This window comes from Streptomyces sp. NPDC127084 (genome assembly GCF_042724175.1).
GTDB lineage: Bacteria > Actinomycetota > Actinomycetes > Streptomycetales > Streptomycetaceae > Streptomyces.
Map to the genome: position 1 here is coordinate 1 of NZ_JBHXFA010000123.1, position 20,891 is coordinate 20,891.

Sequence of the window (20,891 nt, forward strand, 5' to 3'; positions counted from 1 at the left end):
GCACCCCCACTGCGGGTGCCGCCCTCCCGGCGTACGCGTGAGCAAACGGACGACGCCTCTACTTGCGCATGACCTCCGGCTCGTGGCGCCGCAGGAAGCGGGCCACAAGGAAGCCGCACAGTGCGCCGAGTGCCAGCAGCGCTGCCATGTCCATGGTCCAGGCTCCGACTTCGTGGTCCCACAGGGGGTCGGTGTTACCGGGGTCGTCCTGGTTGGGGCTGATCCTGTTGAAGTCCAGCGTGGCGCCGGCCGCGGCGACCGCCCAGCGGGACGGCATCAGATACGAGAACTCGTTCACACCGACCGTGCCGTTCAGGATGAACAGGCAGCCCGTGAACACGACCTGGACGATCGCGAACATCACCAGCAGCGGCATGGTCTTCTCGGCGGTCTTCACCAGCGCCGAGATGATCAGGCCGAACATCATCGAGGTGAAGCCGAGCGCCATGATCGGCAGCGAGAGCTCCAGGAGGGTCGAGCCGAGGATCAGGCCCTCGTCGGGGATGGTCCGGCTGGAGAAGCCGATCACACCGACCAGCGCGCCCTGGAACATCGTGATCATGCCGAGCACGATCACCTTGGACATCAGATACGCGGAGCGTGACAGACCGGTCGCGCGCTCCCGCTCGTAGATCACCCGCTCCTTGATCAGCTCGCGGACCGAGTTGGCGGCGCCGGCGAAGCAGGCGCCTACCGCGAGTATCAGCAGCACGGTCGTGGCCGTACCGTTCGGGACGATCCTGCCCTGCGCGTTCGCCGCGTTGGGCAGCAGCCCCTTGTCCGCGTCGATGAGCAGGCTCACCGCACCGAGGACAGCGGGCAGGGCCACCATCAGGGCGAGGAAGCCCCGGTCGGAGGCGATCACGGAGACATAGCGCCGGATCAGCGTGCCGAGCTGGGAGAACCAGCCCTGCGGCTTCGGGGGTCTGATCGCCTGCGCCGGCGGCATGCTCACCGACTGCGCGGCGACGGCGTCGATGTCCGCGGCGTACATCTGGTAGTGCTGCGAGCCCTTCCAGCGGCCCGCCCAGTCGTAGTCGCGGTAGTTCTCGAAGGCGGAGAAGACATCGGCCCAGGTGTCGTAGCCGAAGAAGTTCAGCGCCTCCTCCGGCGGGCCGAAGTAGGCGACGGAACCGCCGGGCGCCATCACCAGCAGCTTGTCGCACAGCGCCAGCTCCGCCACGGAGTGGGTGACGACCAGGACCGTGCGGCCGTCGTCGGCCAGGCCGCGCAGGAGCTGCATCACATCGCGGTCCATACCCGGGTCGAGGCCGGAGGTCGGCTCGTCCAGGAATATGAGCGACGGCTTCGTCAGCAGCTCCAGGGCCACGGACACACGCTTGCGCTGGCCACCGGAGAGGGAGGTGACCTTCTTGGCCTTGTGGATGTCGAGCTTGAGCTCGCGCAGCACCTCGTCGATGCGGGCCTCGCGCTCGGCGGCACTGGTGTCCGCGGGGAAGCGCAGCTTGGCGGCGTACTTGAGGGCGCTGCGGACGGTCAGCTCCTTGTGGAGGATGTCGTCCTGCGGGACCAGACCGATGCGCTGGCGGAGCTCGGCGAACTGCTTGTAAAGGTTCCGGTTGTCGTACAGGACATCGCCCTGGTCGGCGGGCCGGTAGCCGGTGAGCGCCTTGAGCAGGGTGGACTTTCCGGAGCCGGACGGACCGATGACCGCGATCAGGGACTTCTCGGGGACGCCGAAGGAGACGTCCTTGAGGATCTGCTTGCCGCCGTCGACGGTGACCGTGAGGTGGCGGGCGGAGAAGGAGACCTCACCGGTGTCGACGAACTCCTCGAGCCGGTCGCCGACGAGCCGGAAGGCGGAGTGGCCGACGCCGACGATGTCGTTCGGACCGATGAGCGCGGAGCCGGACTTCGCCAACGGCTGACCGTTGACGTACGTGCCGTTGTGCGAGCCGAGGTCGCGGATCTCGTAGCGGCCGTCCGGGGTGGCGTGGAACTCGGCGTGGTGGCGGGACACCTGGAGGTCCGAGACCACCAGCTCGTTCTCCAGGGCGCGGCCGATGCGCATGACGCGGCCGAGCGAGAACTGGTGGAACGTGGTGGGGCTGCGGTCCCCGTACACCGGAGGGGCCTGCCCCGCGGAGTGCTGTCCGTAGGACCCGGCGCCCTGCTGGTACGGGGGCTGCTGGGACTGCTGATGCGGCACCTGGGCCCGCTGCGGGTCCTGGTCCTTCTGCCAGTGCTGCTGCGGCGTCGCCTGGGGCGCCTGCTGCCACTGCGGCTGGGCTGGGGCCTGCGGGCCGGCGGACTGCTGGGCGGCGTACGGGGACTGATGTGCCTGGTGCGGCTGCTGTGCGGCGGCGCCCTGGGCTTCGTAGTCGCTGTTCGCCGCGCCGTTCAGATTCAGCCGCGGGCCGTCGTTGGCGTTTCCGAGATGGACCGCGGAGCCTGGGCTGATCTCCACCTGGTGGACCCGCCGACCCTGCGCATAGGTGCCGTTGGTGCTTCCGTGGTCCTGGATGACCCAAGTCCGGCCGTCCCAGCTGATCGTGGCGTGGCGCCACGACACTCTGGCGTCGTCGACCACCACGTCGCCCTGCGGATCACGTCCGATGGTGTACGACCTGGACGGATCGAGGCTCCAGGTCCTTCCGTTCAATTCCAGTACGAGTTCCGGCACTCCATGCCCCACTAGTTGTCCCCCGAGCTACCCCCGTCGCAGGGAGTCTAGGGATGGCGAACATCGTGAGGAACTATTTCAGGCTCGCCGCCGTAACCAAAAGCCGGGCCTTGTGGCGGTGTGCCTCCGAGTGCCCGAACGCGCCGTTGACGACGGAGAAACACACACGGAAAGTGGTAAGAGCCCATGAGTGCACACGGATCGTGCACGAAAGGGACAAGTCCGCGTGGATCGGGGGGTCCTGATGGCGTCGAACGGCGGCGGGGACCGCGAACAGCCGGTGCCCTGGGGCGATGTGGCCCTGGCCTCGGTCGCGGCGGTGAGCTGGTCGCTGGCCGGGATGGCGGGCACGGCGGCACTCGGGCTGCATCTGCTGGGCGCTGACGCGAGCGGCTCACTGGGTCCCATGACGGCGGCGGTGACGGTGCTCGCGGTCGGGGGGTCTGTCACACCGTACGGCGATGTGTCGGCCTTCGGTCTGGAGGGTGCCCAGGCGTCGACGGCCGTCCATGTCATCCCGCTGGGGGTGGCGCTGGTCGGGGCGCTGCTGCTGGGGCACTTCTTCCTGAGGTCGCTGCGCGGGGCCCGCGGCCGGCTCTCCGGCGCGGAACTGGCGGCGCGGGCGGGCGTACCGGCGGGGTTGTTCCTCGGGATGGTCGGTGCGCTGGCCTGGGTGGGGCACGACGTGATCACCTTCGACGGTGAGGCTCTGGGGCTCGATGGGGCGCCGGGAGCCGGTCCGGACGACGGGTCCGGGCTGGAGGTACCGGGGCTGGGAGACCTCGGCGAGCTCGGGGACGGCGGCTCCGGGGGGATCGGGGGGCTGCTGCCGGATCGGCTCGGGGACTTGGTGGACGCGAAGGCCTCGGTCGGGTTCACCGTGAACACCGCCGACTCCCTGGCCGGTGCGCTGTTCTGGGTGCTCGGGGTGCTGCTGATCGCTCTGCTCGCCTCGCGCCGTACGCCGCTGCCGCCGGGTTGGAACATGGTGCACCGGCTGGTACGGCCTGCTGTGTCGGCGGTGGTGACCCTGCTGCTGACCGCGGTGGCGGCGGGGCTGGCAGCGGCGGCGTACGCGGGGTTCACCGACGACCGGCCGGGACGGCTCGTCGGCGCGGCACTGCTCGGCGCGCCGAACGGCGCGTGGACGGGCATGGCGCTGGGCCTGCTGGTGCCCTGGCACGGCAAGGCCGGCGGTGAACTGGCGAAGGCGTTGCCGAGTCCGATGGACGAGCTGTTGCGGGTGGCGGCTGACGAACCGGTCGCGGTGGGGCGGCTCGCGGAGTACGACGGCCGGGTGTGGCTGCTCGCGGTTGCCGGTGCCGCGTTGATGCTGTGCGGCGGGATACTCGCGGCGGTGCGTACGCCTCGGCCCGCCGGGATGGGGGCGGTGGCGTTCGCGGGGAGGTGTGCGCTCGCGTTGGGGCTGGCGTGGGCCGTGGCGCTTCCGGCGGTGGTGCTGCTGACGCGGGTGTCGGCGGACGCCTCGTTGTCGGTGCTCGGTTTCGACGCGTTCGGAGGGCACCTTGAGCTGCGCGGCGACCCTGGCATGGGCGTGCTTCTGGGTGCGGTGTGGGGCGCGGTGCCGGGCGGTCTGGGGGCGCTGGCGGCGTGCGCGTCGGGGGTGGCCGGTGCGCGAGCGGCACCGCTCGCCGTCGCGGGAGGCACGCCGCTGGGACCGCTCGCGGGGCCGTATCGTCCGTCGGCGCCGTATCGCCCGCCGAACGCGGATACGAACCCTTATCTGAGGCTGCCGGACGGGCGGGAGCCACCCGAGCGCGGCAGGCGGGAGCCGCCGGTGCACAGGCGGCGCGGGGCCCCGGGACGGGGGTTGCACGGGGCTGAGACGGTGGCCGGCCCCGTACTGCCTCCGCCCCCGCCGCCGAGGCCGCCCGGCCCGCCCGGACCCAGGCGGACTCCCCCGGATGGCCTACGGGACCGGCCATGGGACGGGCCTCCCGACGGGCCGCCACCTCCAGGGGCGCCGCCGACACGTCGCTGATCACGTCGACCACGTCACCGGTCCCGGCACAGGGCAGCTGTCCTGCCCGTCACCTCGGGGACCACCTGCCGAAACCCGGAAGCGACCCTTACGGCACCTGCCGCGCTGTCCGGCGGGCCGACGGCAGTCCGCTCCGCGGGACGGGGCGGCGCGTGGCACGGAGTGCCCGATAACGTGGGAAGCACCATGAGCGCATCGCAGCCCCCTCAGACGTCCGACGTCCCCACCCTTCTGGTCAAGATCTTCGGGAAGGACCGTCCCGGGATCACGGCCGGACTCTTCGACACTCTCGCCGCCTACGCGCTCGATGTGATCGACATCGAGCAGATCGTCACGCGTGGCCGTATCACGCTGTGCGTCCTTGTCACGGCGCCGTCCACAGGGGTCGAAGGCGAGCTGCGCTCCACCGTGCACACCTGGGCGGAGTCGCTGAGGCTCCAGGCGGAGATCATCTCGGGTACCGGTGACAACCGGCCTCGGGGCAGCGGCCGCTCCCATGTCACCGTGCTCGGGCATCCGCTGACGGCGGAGTCGGCGGCGGCCATAGCCTCCAGGATCACCGGCTGCGGGGGCAATATCGACCGTATCTTCCGGCTGGCGAAGTATCCCGTCACCGCGGTGGAGTTCGCGGTGTCCGGCTGTGAGACCGAGCCGCTGCGCACCGCGCTGGCCACGGAGGCGGCGGAGATCGGTGTGGATGTGGCGGTGGTGTCCGCGGGGCTGCACCGCAGGGCGCAGCGTCTGGTGGTGATGGACGTGGACTCCACCATGATCCAGGACGAGGTCATCGAGCTGTTCGCGGCGCACGCCGGGTGTGAGGACCGGGTCGCGGAGGTGACCGCCGCGGCGATGCGCGGTGAGTTGGACTTCGAGCAGTCCCTGCACGCGCGGGTGGCACTGCTGGCCGGGCTGGACGCCTCGGTGGTGGACAAGGTGCGCGCGGAGGTGCGGCTGACCCCGGGTGCCCGGACGCTCATCCGTACGCTGAAGCGCCTCGGCTACCAAGTCGGCGTCGTGTCGGGCGGGTTCACCCAGGTCACGGATGACCTGAAGGAGCGGCTCGGACTTGATTTCGCCTCTGCCAACACGCTGGAGATCGTGGACGGCAAGCTGACCGGGCGGGTTACCGGGGAGATCGTGGACCGGGCGGGAAAGGCACGGCTGCTGCGGCGGTTCGCCTCGCAGGCGGGTGTGCCGCTGTCGCAGACGGTGGCGATCGGCGACGGTGCGAACGATCTCGACATGCTCAACGCGGCGGGTCTCGGTGTCGCCTTCAACGCGAAGCCGGTGGTACGCGAGGCGGCTGACACGGCGGTGAACGTGCCCTTCCTGGACGCGGTGCTGTATCTGCTCGGGATCACCCGTGAAGAGGTCGAAGCCGCGGACGTACACGAGGACTGACCGGGTTCTCGGGGTCGCCCGAGCCCGTGCCGCACAGTCGCACGGGGCGCGGGCGTGTCCGGTGTACCCCACCCCATGCGGTGGGCCGGAGTGTCCGGCATCAAACTCCCCCGGGCTTCGTCCGGGGGACCCCGTGCCGGGCTGGGTGGCCGGGGTCGACCGGCACCCCGGGGCGCGGGGTTGCGAGGTGTTCCCGACCATCCGAATGCGTACCGCACGTCGCGGCCGGATCGCGCTCCGCGCTACTCGTGCGGCGCCCAGTAGTCGAGGAGCCTGCCCACGCCGTGCTCGACGGATTTCCAGGAGCCGGAGAAGCCGATGACGGCGAACGCGGCGGTGTGGAAGCCGCCCCGGTTCATCCTGGCGAGGGCGTCACCCTCGACCGTGCCGCTGAGAGCGTCCGCGAGGGCGTGCATACCCGGGTTGTGACCGATCAGCAGCAGATCGTCGATGTCGTCCGGGATCTCGTTGAGCAACGCGATGAGGTCGCCGAGGGACGCCTCGTACATGCGCTCCTCGTAGACGGTACGGGGGCGGTGCGGCAGCTCGTGGACCGCCAGCTTCCAGGTCTCACGGGTTCTCGTCGCGGTCGAGCAGAGGGCCAGACCGAAGGAGATGCCGGTCTCCGCGAGCCTGCGTCCGGCGATCGGGGCGTCCATACGGCCCCGCTCGGCAAGTGGCCTCTCATGGTCGGAGACCTCGGGCCAGTCGGCCTTCGCGTGGCGGAGCAGGACGATCCTCCGGGTCGCGGGGGGTGCGTCTCCGGAAAGTTCAGCGGCACTCATGGTCCCCAGCTTCGCATGAATCCAGCCATGGGGCGCAGGGTGTTGACGACGGCCGCCGGGGAGGCCGCAGAGCCACCGCCGGGCCGTTCATCAGCCCGTCAGCGACTGTATGCGCTCCAGCAGGAAACCGGCCGACACGTCACCACCCGCGGCATGCGCTTCACCGGAGGCCGTCATCAGCACAAGCAGCGCGGCGAAGGCGACCACCGGCAGCACAAGCGCCCACCAGGGCAGCCGTATCTCGGAACCGGCCGCTGCAGGGGCACGTGTCCGGGTACGCGTAAGGGCCGACATGACCGCCTCCGTGAGGGCCGCTGGTGGACGGGGCTGGCTGCTCGACTGGATCGCCGAGCTGCCTCCAACCTACGGATCACGCCTCCGGTATCCCATCCGGTGATCCACCCACTTCACCCTGACACCGGCCCCCTAGGGGACAGGGGGACAGCCCTACCGGCCGCTGGTTCAGGGCGAGGCGATCGAGGCGATGATCCCGATCACCACGGTGATGGCGATCATCGTGCCGAAGACGAGCAGCAGCTTTTTCTGGCCGTTCGGGGGGTTCGGGTCGAGCACAGGCATGCCGTCAGTGTCGCATCCCCCGCTGGGTCCTCCACCGTCCGGTCCCGACCTCCCCGGCGAGCGCCGCAACACCGCCCGGCTCCCGTCAGGTGCCTGCGAGACGCCCGCCCGCGCCCGTAGCGCCCGTGACGGGGACGGGTCGGCCCCACCGGAAACCACACATCAGGACACGCGCACATGGGTCACCCAGGCGTTGCCTATCTCCATCCAGCAGCGTTCGGTGAGGGTGGCGTAGGCCGTGGGGTTCACGTCGACGGGATCGCTGTCCGCGTCGATGTCCCACCACCGGGCGCATTCGACGTGCAACTGCACGCGGTCGGTGTCGAGGTAGGAGTTACGGCAGTACGCGGTGGCACGCGAGCCCTGGACCACCACATCGCAGTCCGCGCCGAAGGGAATCGGTGGCACTTCCCCGCGCGGCAGGGATGCGGCACTCGACGCGGGCAGGAGCAGACTCGTCAGCGTCCCCAGCACGGCCACGGAAAACCATGACGTACGCACAAGCAGACCTCCTCGGCCGTACGGCGGCACAAGCCGCTGCTGCACCACAAGAAGGGATTGCTCCTCCAGCGTCCCCCGACCGGCGGGGGTGGCGCCCGTTCCGTTACTCCGAACGAGCGACGCCCCGGCCCCCCGCGCACAGCGGGTGACCGGGGCATCGGCGGCGTACGGGGTACACCAGGCGTTACATGTCCGTTACGTCACGATACGTGATGGACGTCGCGGCATCAGGCGCCGATGGCGTGCAGACCACCGTCCACATGGATGATCTCGCCCGTGGTCTTCGGGAACCAGTCGCTCAGCAGGGCGACGATGCCGCGGCCGGCCGGCTCCGGGTCCTTCAGGTCCCACTCCAGCGGGGAGCGGTGGTCCCACACGGCGGCCAGGTCGGCGAAGCCCGGGATGGACTTGGCGGCCATGGAGGCGAGAGGGCCGGCCGAGATCAGGTTGCAGCGGATGTTCTGCTTGCCCAGGTCGCGGGCGACGTAGCGGGAGGTGGCCTCCAGCGCGGCCTTGGCAGGGCCCATCCAGTCGTACTGCGGCCAGGCGAACTTCGCGTCGAAGGTGAGGCCGACGACCGAGCCGCCGTTCTGCATCAGGGGCAGGCAGGCCATGGTCAGCGACTTCAGAGAGAACGCGGACACGTGCATCGCGGTCGCGACGGACTCGAACGGCGTGTTGAGGAAGTTGCCGCCGAGCGCGTCCTGCGGCGCGAAGCCGATGGAGTGCACGACGCCGTCAAGACTGCCCAGCTCCTCACGGACCAGGTCGGCGAGCCGGGCCAGGTGCTCGTCGTTGGTGACGTCGAGCTCGATGACCTTGGCGGGCTTGGGGAGCTTCTTGGCGATGCGCTCGGTCAGGGTGGGCCGCGGGAAGGCCGTGAGGATGACCTCGGCGCCCTCCTCCTGGGCCAGCTTCGCGGCGTGGAAGGCGATGGAGGACTCCATCAGCACACCCGTGATGAGGATGCGCTTGCCGGCGAGGATTCCGCTCATGTGATCAGTGACCCATTCCCAGTCCGCCGTCAACGGGGATGACGGCTCCAGTGATGTACGAGGCGTCGTCGGAGGCGAGGAACTTCACCGTGGCGGCGATCTCCTCCGGCTGCGCGTAACGGCCGAGCGGCACCTGGGAGACGATCCCCGCGCGCTGCTCGTCGTTGAGCGCCCTGGTCATATCGGTGTCGACGAAGCCGGGCGTGACGACGTTGAAGGTGATGTTCCGCGATCCGAGTTCGCGGGCGAGGGACCGGGCGAACCCGACCAGTCCGGCCTTGGAGGCGGCGTAGTTGGCCTGGCCTGCCGACCCGAGCAGGCCCACGACGGACGAGATCAGCACGACACGGCCCTTCTTGGCGCGCAGCATGCCGCGGTTGGCTCGCTTGACGACCCGGAAGGTGCCGGTGAGATTGGTGTCGAGCACGGAGACGAAGTCGTCCTCGGACATCCGCATCAGCAACTGGTCCTTGGTGACGCCGGCGTTGGCCACCAGCACCTCCACATGACCGTGCTTGTCCTCGATCTCCTTGTAGGCCTGCTCCACCTGGTCCGCGTCGGTGATGTCGCAGCGCACGGCGAGGCAGCCCAGCTTGGCCAGCTCCTCCGGCGGCTCACCCGAGCGGTAGGTGATCGCGACCTTGTCGCCGGCCTCGGCGAAAGCGCGGGCGATGGCGAGGCCGATGCCCCGGTTTCCTCCGGTGACGAGAACCGAGCGGCTCAACGGATCACCCTTTCGTTAGCGGCCTGATTGCGGATCTGCGCACGTACTGTCCTGCGAAAACCTATCCCTCCCGCAGCCGTGGGAGGGAATCGTCCTGCGACAGTGGCGTCCCCCGTACGCTGTGGGGACCCTACAGTCGGCGCGGTCCGGCGACCGGGAACCGGTGCCTCGGCGGCCGATCTTGGCGTATGGCCGCCACAAGGGCGGAATCCCCCTCGGAACCGTCGCCGCCGCATGCTTGACTTCGCTTGGTGGTCGAGCGCGCACCCCGTATCGAGCACGCACCGCGAGGAAGACGAGAAGGAGAGGCCGCCTGTGCCCCATGACATCGATCCGACGTTTCTGGCGCTCCCGTTGCGGGCGCTGGCCGATGCCGCGCTCGCGCGGGCGCGGGCACTCGGCGCGGAGCACGCCGACTTCCGGCTGGAGCGCCTGCGCAGCGCGTCGTGGCGGCTGAAGGACGCGAAGCCCGCGGGATCGTCCGACACGACCGATCTCGGCTTCGCGGTACGTGTGGTGCACGGCGGTGCGTGGGGTTTCGCGTCCGGGGTCGATCTGACCATGGACGCGGCGGCCCGGGTCGCCGGTCAGGCCGTGGCGATGGCGAAGCTGTCCGCGCAGGTGACCGCGGCGGCGGGGTCCGACGAGCGGGTCGAGCTCGCTGACGAACCGGTGCACGCGGACCGGACCTGGGTCTCCTCGTACGAGATCGATCCGTTCACCGTGGCCGACGAGGCCAAGTCCGCGTTGCTGACCGACTGGAGCGCGCGGCTGCTGAGGGCGCGGGGCGTGGCACATGTGGACGCCTCGCTGCTCACGGTCCATGAGAACAAGTTCTACGCGGACACCGCGGGCACGGTCACCACCCAGCAGCGGGTGCGGATCCACCCGCAGTTCACGGCGGTCGCCGTGGACGAGTCGACTGGTGAGTTCGACTCGATGCGGACGACCGCACCGCCGGTGGGCCGCGGCTGGGAGTATCTGACCGGCACGGGCTGGGACTGGGACTCCGAGCTGGAGGAGATCCCCGAGCAGCTCGCCGAGAAGATGCGCGCGCCGAGTGTCGAGGCGGGGCGGTACGACCTGGTCGTGGACCCGTCCAACCTGTGGCTGACCATCCATGAGTCGATCGGCCACGCCACCGAACTGGACCGGGCACTGGGCTACGAGGCGGCGTACGCGGGCACCTCCTTCGCGACCTTCGACCAACTGGGCAAGCTGGCCTACGGCTCTCAGGTGATGAACGTGACCGGGGACAGGACGGCCGAGCACGGTCTCGCCACGATCGGCTACGACGACGAGGGCGTCGAGGCGCAGAGCTGGGACCTGGTCAAGGACGGCACTCTCGTCGGCTACCAGCTCGACCGGCGTATCGCCCGGCTCACCGGACTCGGCCGGTCCAACGGCTGTGCGTTCGCGGACTCCCCCGGGCATGTCCCGGTACAGCGGATGGCCAACGTGTCGCTGCTGCCGGAGCCCGGCGGTCTGTCGACGGAGGACCTGATCGGCGGGGTGGAGCGCGGGATCTACGTGGTCGGTGACCGCTCCTGGTCGATCGACATGCAGCGTTATAACTTCCAATTCACCCAGCAGAGGGCATACCGCATCGAGAACGGCCGGCTGGCCGGGCAGTTGCGCGATGTCGCCTACCAGGCCACGACCACGGACTTCTGGGGCTCGATGGAGAAGGTCGGCGGCCCGCAGACCTATGTGCTGGGCGGTGCGTTCAACTGCGGGAAGGCCCAGCCGGGGCAGGTGGCGGCGGTGTCGCACGGCTGCCCGTCCGCGCTGTTCCGCGGCGTCAACATCTTGAACACCACTCAGGAGGCCGGTCGATGAGCCCCGTCAGCAAGCCGCACGAGATCGTCGAGCGGGCCCTCGAACTGTCCACCGCCGACGGCTGCGTGGTGATCGCCGACGAGCAGTCGTCCGCCAATCTGCGCTGGGCCGGAAACGCCCTGACCACGAACGGTGTGACGCGAGGGCGCACGCTCACCGTGATCGCCACGGTCGACGGGGCGCAGGGCACCGCGTCGGGAGTGGTGTCACGTTCGGCGGTGACCGCCGAGGACCTTGAGCCGCTGGTGCGCTCCGCCGAGGCGGCCGCGCGGGCGGCCGGTCCCGCGGAGGACGCCCAGCCGCTGGTCGCCGGGGCCCCGGCGGCAGCGGACTTCGCGGAGGCGCCGGCCGAGACCTCGTCGGCGGTGTTCGCCGACTTCGCGCCCGCGCTCGGTGAGGCGTTCGCCAGGGCCCGTTCGGCAGGCCGCGAGCTGTACGGTTTTGCCCATCACGAGCTGACCTCGACGTATCTCGGCACATCGACGGGCGTACGGCTCCGTCATGACCAGCCCACCGGCACCCTTGAGCTCAACGCCAAGTCCCCGGACCGGACGCGGTCCGCCTGGGTCGGGCGTTCCACCCGGGACTTCCGGGATCTGAAGGACATCGACCCGACCGCGCTGGACGCGGAGCTGGCCACCCGGCTCGGTTGGGCGGAGCGGCGTATCGACCTGCCCGCCGGCCGGTACGAGACGCTGCTCCCGCCGACCGCCGTCGCCGATCTGCTCATCTACCAGATGTGGTCGTCGGCTGGGCGGGACGCGGCGGAGGGCCGGACGGTGTTCTCCAAGCCCGGCGGCGGTACCCGGCTCGGCGAGTCCCTCACCGAGCTGCCGCTCACCCTGCGCAGCGATCCGAACGAGCCGGGGCTGGAGTCCGCGCCCTTCGTGATCGCGCACGCCTCGGGCGACACCGCCTCGGTCTTCGACAACGGCCTTCCGCTGGAGCCGACCCGGTGGGTGCGGGACGGCGCGCTGGACCGTCTGGTCACCACCCGGCACAGCGCGGGCCTGACCGGGCTTCCGGTGGCCCCCGGTATAGACAATCTGATCCTGGACGGCGGCGGGGAGCGCTCCCTGGAGGAGATGGTCGCGGCCACCGAGCGCGGACTGCTGCTGACCTGCCTCTGGTACATCCGCGAGGTCGATCCGGCGACTCTGCTGCTGACCGGGCTGACCCGGGACGGGGTCTATCTCGTGGAGAACGGCGAGGTGACCGGTGCGGTGAACAACTTCCGGTTCAACGAGTCGCCGGTGGACGTGCTGCGGCGGGCGACCGAGGCGGGGCGGACGGAGAAGACACTGCCCCGCGAGTGGGGCGACTGGTTCACCCGGGCCGCGATGCCCCCGCTGCGGGTGCCGGACTTCAATATGAGTTCGGTCAGCCAGGGCGTATAACCTCGTAGCTGTTCATCGGCACCAGTCGGAACCTGTCGAAACCAGCTGAGGAGAAGCGAGAGACGTGACGGACATCGTCGACGAGCTGAAGTGGCGCGGGCTGTTCGCCCTGTCCACTGACGAGGACGCATTGCGCAAGGCGTTCGCGGACGGTCCCGTCACGTTCTATTGCGGTTTCGACCCGACCGCGCCCAGCCTGCACGTCGGACATCTGGTGCAGGCGCTCACCATGCGCCGGCTCCAGCTGGCGGGGCACCGCCCGCTGGCGCTGGTAGGCGGGGCGACGGGTCAGATCGGTGATCCCAAGCCGACAGCGGAGCGCACTCTGAACGACCCGGAGACCGTCGGGGCCTGGGTGGAGCGGGTGCGCGCCCAGATCGAGCCGTTCCTGTCCTTCGAGGGCGAGAACGCCGCGGTCATGGTCAACAACCTGGACTGGACGGCGGGTATGTCCGCCATCGAGTTCCTCCGGGACATCGGCAAGCACTTCCGGGTCAACAAGATGCTCACCAAGGACTCGGTCGCCCGCCGGCTGGAGTCCGACCAGGGCATCAGCTACACCGAGTTCAGCTACCAGCTGCTCCAGGGCATGGACTTCCTGGAGCTGTACCGCCGCCATGGCTGCACCTTGCAGCAGGGCGGCAGCGACCAGTGGGGCAATCTCACCGCGGGCCTGGACCTGATCCACCGACTGGAGCCGCACGCCACCGCGCACGCGCTGGCGACGCCGCTGATGACGAAGGCGGACGGCACCAAGTTCGGCAAGACCGAGGGCGGGGCCATCTGGCTGGACCCGGAGATGACCACGCCGTACGCGTTCTACCAGTTCTGGCTGAACGTGGACGACCGCGATGTCTCCACCTACATGCGCATCCTCAGCTTCCGGAGCCGTGCGGAGCTCGAAGAGCTCGAGCGGCAGACCGAAGAGCGCCCTCAGGCCCGGGCGGCACAGCGGGCCCTGGCCGAGGAGCTGACGACGCTGGTGCACGGCGCCGACCAGTGCGCGGCGGTCATCGCCGCATCGAAGGCGCTGTTCGGCCAGGGCGAGCTCGCGGATCTGGACGAGGCGACGCTGGCCGCGGCGCTCTCGGAGCTGCCGCACGCGCAGGTGTCCGAGCCGGGCCTGGTGGCGGACCTCTTCGCGGAGGTCGGCCTGGTGGCGAGCAAGTCGGCCGCCCGCCGCACCATCAAGGAGGGCGGTGCCTACGTGAACAACGTGAAGGTGACCGCCGAGGACGCCGTGGCGGCGACGGGCGATCTGCTGCACGGCCGCTGGCTGGTGCTGCGCCGGGGCAAGAAGAACCTGGCGGCGGTCGAGGTGGGCGCGGCGGGCTGAGCTCGCCGGGGCGCACACGCGCAGCGCCCCGGAGGTGGACCGAGTCCTGAGACATGCGCAGCGGCCGGGTGGAGGCGATCTCCGCCGGGCCGCTGCCGTTCTCAGGCCCTCTGTTTTCTGGCGCGTACGTTCATATAGGCCATGTCGCCGAGGCCGACGATGACGACGGCGGCGACGATCTGGAGGATGTGCCGGGTCCAGTCGATACCCGGGGTCTCGCCGACCCCGAAGGCGTTGGCGAGGGCGTTGCCCGCGACCCCGCCGATGATGCCGAAGATCGTGATAAGCCAGAGGGGGCTGTGCTGCTTGCCTGGCAGGATCAACTTGGCGATGAGACCCAGCACGAACCCGACGATGATCGCCCACAACCAGCCCATGGCTGCCTCCCGATTCGGCTTGACGTGAGCAGTGACGCGGAAATGCGGCGTGGGATATCCGAGTACGCGGCTATCCCGCGGATATCCGTCAGTTTCATCCCATCCGCCATACGGCGCATGTCGGACTGGTTCCCACATCGCGTGACGGGGCTGTTATGCGGGGCATAGGCGCCCCTGTCTCATGGCGGTACCGGCTGCGGCGTACGGTGGAGGCAGGATCGGGCCGGGGAGAGCCCGGCGCGTTTGCTCGGGCGGTGGAATGTCATGCGGAAGCACAATTCGAACGAGGTCTTCCGGATCACCGGTGCCCGGCAGGGGCTGACGGACGATGTACGCGGGCGGCAGCGGCGCTATGTGATCTCGATGTCGATCCGGACGGTGTCCGTGATCCTTGCCGCGGTGCTCTGGAACGTCGAGCGGCATGTGGCGATCGTGGCACTGGTACTGGGCGCTCTTCTCCCGTATGTCGCCGTGGTGATCGCCAACGCCGGACGGGAGCGCCCTCCGTCCCTGCCGTCCGCCTTCGTTCCCATGCCGGCGCAGCCCGCCATCGAGCCGGGCACGCACCAGCCGGAAGGGCAAGCGGAAGGGCGGGCCCAGCAGGGCTGACGTGGGCCGGGCGGGTACTCGCGGGCCGGCGACGGATACGGAACGGGAACCTCAAGAAGAGCTCAAATCAAATCATGCGGTTCCGGTGCACTACAGGGGGTCCCCCGTGACATACTGCGTGTGCGCTCCGCATCCCCCGTCGGAGCGACAGACCGACGCCGGGCAGCTCCCCCCGTGGCTGCTCGGCGTCGCTTTGTCCACCGTCGTGTCCGCCATCAGCGCACCGTCCGCCCGCCGTTCGCACCGCTGCCCGGGCGCCTGGGCGCCGATCACCGCGATGGATGATCGTGGACAATGACCGGGTGAGTGACGAGACCCCGATCTGTTCCGCCAAGGGCTGCCGTGTGCCCGCGGTCTGGGTGCTGGCTTGGAACAACCCGAAGCTGCACACACCGGAGCGCCGCAAGACCTGGCTCGCCTGCGAGGAGCACCGCGAGCATCTCTCCCAGTTCCTCGGCGTGCGGGGCTTCCTGAAGGACGTCGTGACGCTCGGCGAGTGGTCTTCACGCTCGGCCTCCGACGGCTGAGCTCAGCTCGGCCGATGGCCGCGCTTCTCAGCCTCCGATGGCCGACATGGGGCGCGCGGGCTGGAGGAAGGACGGGTCGTCCAGCCCGGACCCGGCCTTCTTGCCCCACATCGCGGTCTTCCAGATCCGTGCGATCTCCTCGTCGGGGGCGCCCGAGCGCAGTGCCCCGCGCAGGTCGGTCTCCTCCTGAGCGAACAGGCAGGTGCGGACCTGACCGTCCGCGGTGAGCCGGGTCCGGTCGCAGGCAGCGCAGAAGGGACGGGTCACGGAGCCGATGACACCGACCCGGTGCGGCCCGCCGTCCACGATCCAGCGCTCGGCGGGGGCGGAGCCGCGGGCGCCCTCGTCCTCGGCCACAAGGCTGAAGTGCGTGCGCAGCGAGGTCAGGATGTCACCAGCGGTGATCATGCCGTCGCGCTTCCAGCCGTGCTGCGCGTCGAGGGGCATCTGCTCGATGAAGCGCAGCTCGTAGCCGTGCTCGATGGCCCAGGCGAGCAGTTCCGGGGCCTCGTCGGCGTTGAGTCCGGGCATCAGGACCGTGTTGACCTTGACCGGGGTGAGTCCGGCTTCCTGGGCGGCGCGCAGGCCGTCCAGCACATCGTGGTGGCGGTCACGGCGGGTGAGGGCCTTGAAGACCTCCGGCCGCAGGGTGTCCAGGGAGACGTTGACCCGGTCGAGGCCGGCCGCCTTGAGTGCGCTCGCGGTGCGCCGCAGACCTATGCCATTGGTGGTCAGGGACATCTTCGGCCTGGGCGCGAGCTCCGCACACCGCTGGACGATCCCAACGAGTCCGGGCCTGAGCAGGGGCTCCCCGCCGGTGAAGCGGACCTCGGTGATACCGAGGTCGGTCACGGCGACGCGGATCAGCCGGACGATCTCGTCGTCGCTGAGCAGCTCCGGCTTTTTGAGCCACTGCAGGCCCTCTTCGGGCATGCAGTAGGAGCAGCGCAGATTGCACCTGTCGGTCAGTGAAACCCTCAGGTCGGTGGCCACTCGGCCATAAGTGTCGATCAGCACTGCGGGCCCCCTCCCCCATGTCCGGAAAGCGTGTACGGAAAACTCCTCCAACGCCGAGCCTACGTGAGAGTTCCGGCAGTCACAGGTGCCGATTTCCACGAGGAACGGCGGGGCCGCGCCGTAGGTCTTCGTAGGACTCTACGACGCGGCCCAGGTCAGGCGTATGTCGATCCGCTCCTCAGTGGGCGTCGACGCCTGTGAGGGACTTGACCTCCAGCTCCGCGTACTTGCCCTTGTCCGGCTCTTCCCTGGAGAGCAGCGATCCCATCCAGCCGAGCAGGAAGCCGAGCGGGATGGAGACAAGCCCGGGGTTCTCCAGCGGGAACCAGGCGAAGTCCGCCGAGGGGAACATCGAGGTCTCCTTGCCCGAGACGACCGGCGAGAACAGCACCAGCAGCACGGACGTGACCAGACCGCCGTAGATGGACCAGAGGGCGCCCTGGGTGGTGAACCGCTTCCAGAAGAGGCTGTAGAGGAGGGTCGGCAGGTTCGCCGACGCGGCGACCGCGAAGGCCAGGGCGACCAGGCCGGCCACGTTCAGATCGCGGGCCATGGCGCCGAGGGCGATGGAGACGATGCCGATGAAGACGGTCGCCCAGCGCGCGGCCCGTACTTCCTCCTGCTCGGTCGCCTTCCCCTTGCGGATGACGTTGGCGTAGATGTCGTGGGCGAACGACGACGATGAGGCGAGGGTGAGCCCGGCGACGACCGCGAGGATCGTGGCGAAGGCGACCGCGGAGATCACGGCGAGCAGGATCGCCCCGCCCGCCGAGTCGGTGCCGCCGAGATGGAGGGCGAGCAGGGGAGCCGCTGTGTTGCCCGCCTTGTTGGAGGCCTTGATCTCATCGGCTCCGACGAGGGCCGCGGCGCCGAAGCCGAGCGCGATCGTCATCAGGTAGAAGGCGCCGATGATGCCGATGGCCCAGATGACGGACTTTCGCGCCGCCTTGGCGGTGGGCACGGTGTAGAAGCGGATCAGGATGTGGGGCAGACCCGCGGTGCCGAGGACCAGTGCGATGCCGAGCGAGAGGAAGTCCAGCTTGGAGGTGCCGGTGGCGCCGTACTTGAGACCCGGCTCCAGGAACGAGGCTCCCTTGCCGCTCTCCTCGGCCGCCTTGCCGAGCAGTTCGGAGATGTTGAAGCCGAACTTCAGCAGCACGAGGAAGGTGATGAGCAGGGTGCCCGCGATGAGCAGTACGGCCTTGACCATCTGCACCCAGGTGGTGCCCTTCATCCCGCCGATGGTGACGTAGAGGATCATCAATACGCCCACCAGGGCCACGATCGCGATCTTCCCGGCGTCGCTGGTGATCCCCAGCAGCAGCGAGACGAGCACGCCGGCGCCGGCCATCTGGGCGAGCAGATAGAAGATCGAGACGACGATGGTGGAGGTGCCTGCCGCGGTGCGCACGGGGCGCTGGCGCATACGGTAGGCGAGGACGTCGCCCATCGTGAACCGGCCGGAGTTGCGCAGTGGTTCGGCGACCAGCAGCAGGGCGACCAGCCAGGCGACCAGGAAGCCGATGGAGTACAGGAAGCCGTCGTACCCGAAGAGGGCGATGGCTCCGGCGATACCCAGGAACGAGGCGGCGGACATGTAGTCCCCGGAGATGGCCAGGCCGTTCTGGAACCCGGTGAACTGGCGTCCACCCGCGTAGAAGTCGGCGGCGCTCTTGGTCTGGCGGCCGGCCCAGACGGTGATGCAGAGCGTCGCGATGACGAAGGCCGCGAACAGCGCGATGATCAGCGTCCGGTGCTCGCTGGTGGCGCTCGACGCCGCGAGCCGGGTCCCGGCTCCGTACAGGGTGCTGGTGCCGCTCATGCGCCGGTCTCCCTCTGCATACGGGACTTGATGGCTTCCGCTCTGGGGTCGAGCTTCCCGGCCGCGTAACGGGCGTAGAACCAGGCGATCAGGAAGGTGCTGACGAACTGGGCGACACCGAAGACCAGTGCCACGTTGACGTTGCCGAAGAGCTTGGTGCCCATGAAGCCGCCGGCGTAGCTGGACAGCAGAACGAACAGCAGGTACCAGGCGATGAACGCGACGGTCAGGGGGAAGGCGAAGGAACGGTAGGCGCGGCGCAGTTCGCCGAATTCCGCGCTCTCCTGCACCTCGGTGAACTGCTGTGTCGTGAGCTGGGCGGGCAGGGTGTCGATGCCGCTGGGCGGTGGCGGAGGTGCGTTGGTGGCCACGGAATCTCCTCGTGACTCGGGTGCGGTGGGCCTGGGGCGAGGGGACCTCGCGGCGGGAGCGCGGGTGCTGCTCGTGCGGCTCCCCTGACAACACACGGTGTACTGGGGCCTGAGGTTCACTCACAGTCCGCTATTCACAGGTTCACTCCGGGTTTTCACACCGAAGTCGTTGATGTGCTCCGATGATCGGGATAACTTCACTCGTCATGTACCCGCCCATTCGCAACAGGGGTGTCTGGGCGGACATTACGGATGATGTGGAGAACCCATGGCTCATCTGCGATCCAGGCGCACGCGCGCGATAGCGCTGCCCGCCGGCCTGGCGCTCACGGCCTCGCTCGGTTTCCTGCCCACGGGCGCCGCTTCGGCCGCCCCTCTCGACGAGGCCCCGGCCGCCGTGTCGACCGACGGGCCGCTGCTGTCGTACGTCGTGAACACCCACGGCGGCAACGGCAACGCGAAGTCGGTGAAGCGGGCGATCGAGAAGGCCGGCGGCACGATCGTGATCGCGTACGACCAGATCGGTGTCATCGTCGTCCACTCGCAGAACCCGGACTTCGCCAAGCAGATCCGAACTGTCAGGGGCGTCGCGTCGGCGGGCGCCACCCGCACCGCGCCGATCACCCCGCAGACCGACACCGCCACCGGTGTGGAGCAGCCCCTCGGCGCGGCCGAGGCGGCCAAGGCGAGCGCGAAGGCCACGGACGAGCAGGACCCGTTCGAGCCGCTCCAGTGGGACCTGCCCGCCATCAAGGCGGACAAGGCCCACCAGAAGACGCTGGGCAGCAAGAAGGTCACGGTGGCCGTGATCGACACGGGCGTCGATGACACCCACCCCGATCTCGCGCCCAACTTCGATGTCGGGGCCTCCGCCAACTGCGTGACGGGAAAGCCGGACACCACCCCCGGCGCCTGGCGTCCGGCCGCCGGTGAGAGCGACCACGGCACCCACGTGGCGGGCACCATAGCCGCGGCCAAGAACGGCATCGGTGTCACCGGTGTGGCGCCGGGTGTGAAGGTGTCCGGCATCAAGGTCTCCAACCCGGACGGCTTCTTCTACACCGAGTCGGTCGTCTGCGGCTTCGTCTGGGCCGCCGAGCACGGTGCCGACGTCACCAACAACAGCTACTACACCGACCCGTGGCTGTTCGCCTGCAAGACCGACGAGGACCAGAAGGCCCTGCTCGAGTCGGTCACCCGGGCCACCCGGTACGCGGAGCGCAAGGGCGCGGTGAACGTGGCCGCGGCCGGCAATTCCAAGATGGACCTGGCGGCGGACGAGCTCACCGACGCGACCAGCCCCAACGACACCACGCCGGTGACGCGCCTCGTCAACCCGCGCGAGTGCCTCGACTACCCGACCATGCTGCCGGGCGTCGTCACGGTCTCCGCGACAGGTGCGAAGGGCCTGAAGTCCTCGTACTCGAACTACGGCAACGGCATCATCGACATCTCCGCGCCCGGCGGCGACTCGACTGCCTACCAGAAGCCGGACGCCCCGGCGACCAGCGGACTGATCCTGTCCACGGTGATGAACGGCGGCTACGGCTACAAGGCCGGAACGTCGATGGCGTCGCCGCACGTCGCGGGTGTCGCCGCGCTCATCAAGTCGACCCACCCGCGCGCCTCGGCCGCCGAGGTGAAGGCGCTGCTGTACGCGCAGGCCGATGACACGGCGTGCGGTGACCCGTACGACATCAACGGCGACGGGACCATCGACGCGGTGTGCGAGGGCGGCAAGAGCAAGAACGGTTTCTACGGGGCCGGTATGGCGGACGCGCTGGACGCGGTGCGCCGCTGAGTGCCGGTGACTCGGGCTGAGCCTGAGCGAGTGGGGGGGCGGGGCGGAGCTCGCGGGCGGGGCGGGGGCGGGTGGCGCCCACCCCCAAAAAATGACGAAATGATACAAGCGAAATACATAAATTAACAAAAAAAAACCCCGCGAGAAACAGAAGTTGGGCGCGC

General features: G+C 69.4%; 19 protein-coding genes. 8 read left to right on the forward strand and 11 right to left on the reverse strand.

The genetic code is table 11. From position 1 onward, the window contains the following. Window positions 1–58 precede the first annotated feature (58 nt). On the reverse strand, window positions 59–2,644 hold the full coding sequence (locus ACFWI9_RS24935) for an FHA domain-containing protein (RefSeq protein ID WP_387165278.1): 2,586 nt from the start codon (window positions 2,642–2,644) through the stop codon (window positions 59–61). Between the two features lie 244 nt (window positions 2,645–2,888). Between ACFWI9_RS24935 and ACFWI9_RS24940 the strand changes: the two genes are divergently transcribed. Together ACFWI9_RS24940 and serB are read left to right on the forward strand one after the other, a co-directional pair. Further along, the gene (locus tag ACFWI9_RS24940; protein ID WP_387165298.1) at window positions 2,889–4,646 is read left to right on the forward strand and encodes a streptophobe family protein; all 1,758 of its coding nucleotides are present in this window, start codon (window positions 2,889–2,891) and stop codon (window positions 4,644–4,646) included. Between the two features lie 186 nt (window positions 4,647–4,832). Next, window positions 4,833–6,047, forward strand: a complete 1,215-nt coding sequence (gene serB / locus ACFWI9_RS24945; RefSeq protein ID WP_387165279.1) for a phosphoserine phosphatase SerB — start codon at window positions 4,833–4,835, stop codon at window positions 6,045–6,047. Window positions 6,048–6,289: 242 nt separating this feature from the next. On the opposite strand, the gene ACFWI9_RS24950 is transcribed toward serB, so the two are convergent. From ACFWI9_RS24950 to fabG, 6 genes are all read right to left on the reverse strand, one after another. Beyond that, a complete protein-coding gene (locus tag ACFWI9_RS24950; RefSeq protein ID WP_387165280.1) occupies window positions 6,290–6,832 on the reverse strand; it encodes a SixA phosphatase family protein in 543 nt (180 codons plus the stop codon). A 90-nt stretch (window positions 6,833–6,922) separates the two neighbouring features. Further along, window positions 6,923–7,126 carry a hypothetical protein gene (locus ACFWI9_RS24955; RefSeq protein ID WP_387165281.1) on the reverse strand — a complete coding sequence of 68 codons (204 nt, stop codon included), beginning with the start codon at window positions 7,124–7,126 and terminating at the stop codon, window positions 6,923–6,925. A gap of 168 nt (window positions 7,127–7,294) precedes the next feature. Further along, window positions 7,295–7,411, reverse strand: a complete 117-nt coding sequence (locus ACFWI9_RS24960; RefSeq protein ID WP_387165282.1) for an SGM_5486 family transporter-associated protein — start codon at window positions 7,409–7,411, stop codon at window positions 7,295–7,297. A gap of 162 nt (window positions 7,412–7,573) precedes the next feature. After that, window positions 7,574–7,912: a hypothetical protein gene (locus ACFWI9_RS24965; protein WP_387165283.1), complete on the reverse strand. Its 339-nt coding sequence runs from the start codon at window positions 7,910–7,912 to the stop codon at window positions 7,574–7,576. Between the two features lie 227 nt (window positions 7,913–8,139). Further along, window positions 8,140–8,907, reverse strand: coding sequence for an enoyl-ACP reductase FabI (gene fabI / locus ACFWI9_RS24970; protein ID WP_387165284.1), 768 nt, complete (start codon window positions 8,905–8,907; stop codon window positions 8,140–8,142). A 4-nt stretch (window positions 8,908–8,911) separates the two neighbouring features. Next, the gene (gene fabG, locus ACFWI9_RS24975) at window positions 8,912–9,631 is read right to left on the reverse strand and encodes a 3-oxoacyl-[acyl-carrier-protein] reductase (RefSeq protein WP_387165285.1); all 720 of its coding nucleotides are present in this window, start codon (window positions 9,629–9,631) and stop codon (window positions 8,912–8,914) included. Window positions 9,632–9,946: 315 nt separating this feature from the next. Between fabG and ACFWI9_RS24980 the strand changes: the two genes are divergently transcribed. From ACFWI9_RS24980 to tyrS, 3 genes are all read left to right on the forward strand, one after another. Then, the gene (locus ACFWI9_RS24980; RefSeq protein WP_387165286.1) at window positions 9,947–11,470 is read left to right on the forward strand and encodes a TldD/PmbA family protein; all 1,524 of its coding nucleotides are present in this window, start codon (window positions 9,947–9,949) and stop codon (window positions 11,468–11,470) included. Beyond that, entirely contained in the window at window positions 11,467–12,867 is a 1,401-nt protein-coding gene (locus tag ACFWI9_RS24985) for a metallopeptidase TldD-related protein (protein ID WP_387165287.1), read from the forward strand. The genes ACFWI9_RS24980 and ACFWI9_RS24985 overlap by 4 nt, the downstream gene beginning before the upstream one ends. Window positions 12,868–12,931: 64 nt before the next feature. Beyond that, window positions 12,932–14,203: a tyrosine--tRNA ligase gene (gene tyrS / locus ACFWI9_RS24990; RefSeq protein ID WP_387165288.1), complete on the forward strand. Its 1,272-nt coding sequence runs from the start codon at window positions 12,932–12,934 to the stop codon at window positions 14,201–14,203. Between the two features lie 101 nt (window positions 14,204–14,304). On the opposite strand, the gene ACFWI9_RS24995 is transcribed toward tyrS, so the two are convergent. Further along, window positions 14,305–14,580 carry a GlsB/YeaQ/YmgE family stress response membrane protein gene (locus tag ACFWI9_RS24995; protein WP_387165289.1) on the reverse strand — a complete coding sequence of 92 codons (276 nt, stop codon included), beginning with the start codon at window positions 14,578–14,580 and terminating at the stop codon, window positions 14,305–14,307. A 264-nt stretch (window positions 14,581–14,844) separates the two neighbouring features. On the opposite strand from ACFWI9_RS24995, the gene ACFWI9_RS25000 reads away from it, so the two are divergent. Further along, window positions 14,845–15,189 (forward strand): DUF3099 domain-containing protein, encoded by a 345-nt coding sequence (locus tag ACFWI9_RS25000; RefSeq protein WP_387165290.1) that lies wholly within the window; start codon window positions 14,845–14,847, stop codon window positions 15,187–15,189. Window positions 15,190–15,470: 281 nt separating this feature from the next. Next, window positions 15,471–15,716 carry a hypothetical protein gene (locus tag ACFWI9_RS25005; RefSeq protein ID WP_387165291.1) on the forward strand — a complete coding sequence of 82 codons (246 nt, stop codon included), beginning with the start codon at window positions 15,471–15,473 and terminating at the stop codon, window positions 15,714–15,716. Window positions 15,717–15,743: 27 nt separating this feature from the next. On the opposite strand, the gene moaA is transcribed toward ACFWI9_RS25005, so the two are convergent. From moaA to ACFWI9_RS25020, 3 genes are all read right to left on the reverse strand, one after another. Continuing rightward, window positions 15,744–16,733 carry a GTP 3',8-cyclase MoaA gene (moaA, locus tag ACFWI9_RS25010; RefSeq protein ID WP_387165292.1) on the reverse strand — a complete coding sequence of 330 codons (990 nt, stop codon included), beginning with the start codon at window positions 16,731–16,733 and terminating at the stop codon, window positions 15,744–15,746. Between the two features lie 178 nt (window positions 16,734–16,911). Further along, window positions 16,912–18,555 carry a cation acetate symporter gene (locus tag ACFWI9_RS25015; RefSeq protein WP_387165293.1) on the reverse strand — a complete coding sequence of 548 codons (1,644 nt, stop codon included), beginning with the start codon at window positions 18,553–18,555 and terminating at the stop codon, window positions 16,912–16,914. Continuing rightward, window positions 18,552–18,926: a DUF485 domain-containing protein gene (locus tag ACFWI9_RS25020; protein WP_387165294.1), complete on the reverse strand. Its 375-nt coding sequence runs from the start codon at window positions 18,924–18,926 to the stop codon at window positions 18,552–18,554. The genes ACFWI9_RS25015 and ACFWI9_RS25020 overlap by 4 nt, the downstream gene beginning before the upstream one ends. Window positions 18,927–19,194: 268 nt before the next feature. Between ACFWI9_RS25020 and ACFWI9_RS25025 the strand changes: the two genes are divergently transcribed. Then, the gene (locus tag ACFWI9_RS25025) at window positions 19,195–20,727 is read left to right on the forward strand and encodes a S8 family serine peptidase (protein WP_387165295.1); all 1,533 of its coding nucleotides are present in this window, start codon (window positions 19,195–19,197) and stop codon (window positions 20,725–20,727) included. The last annotated feature ends 164 nt before the right edge of the window (window positions 20,728–20,891 follow it).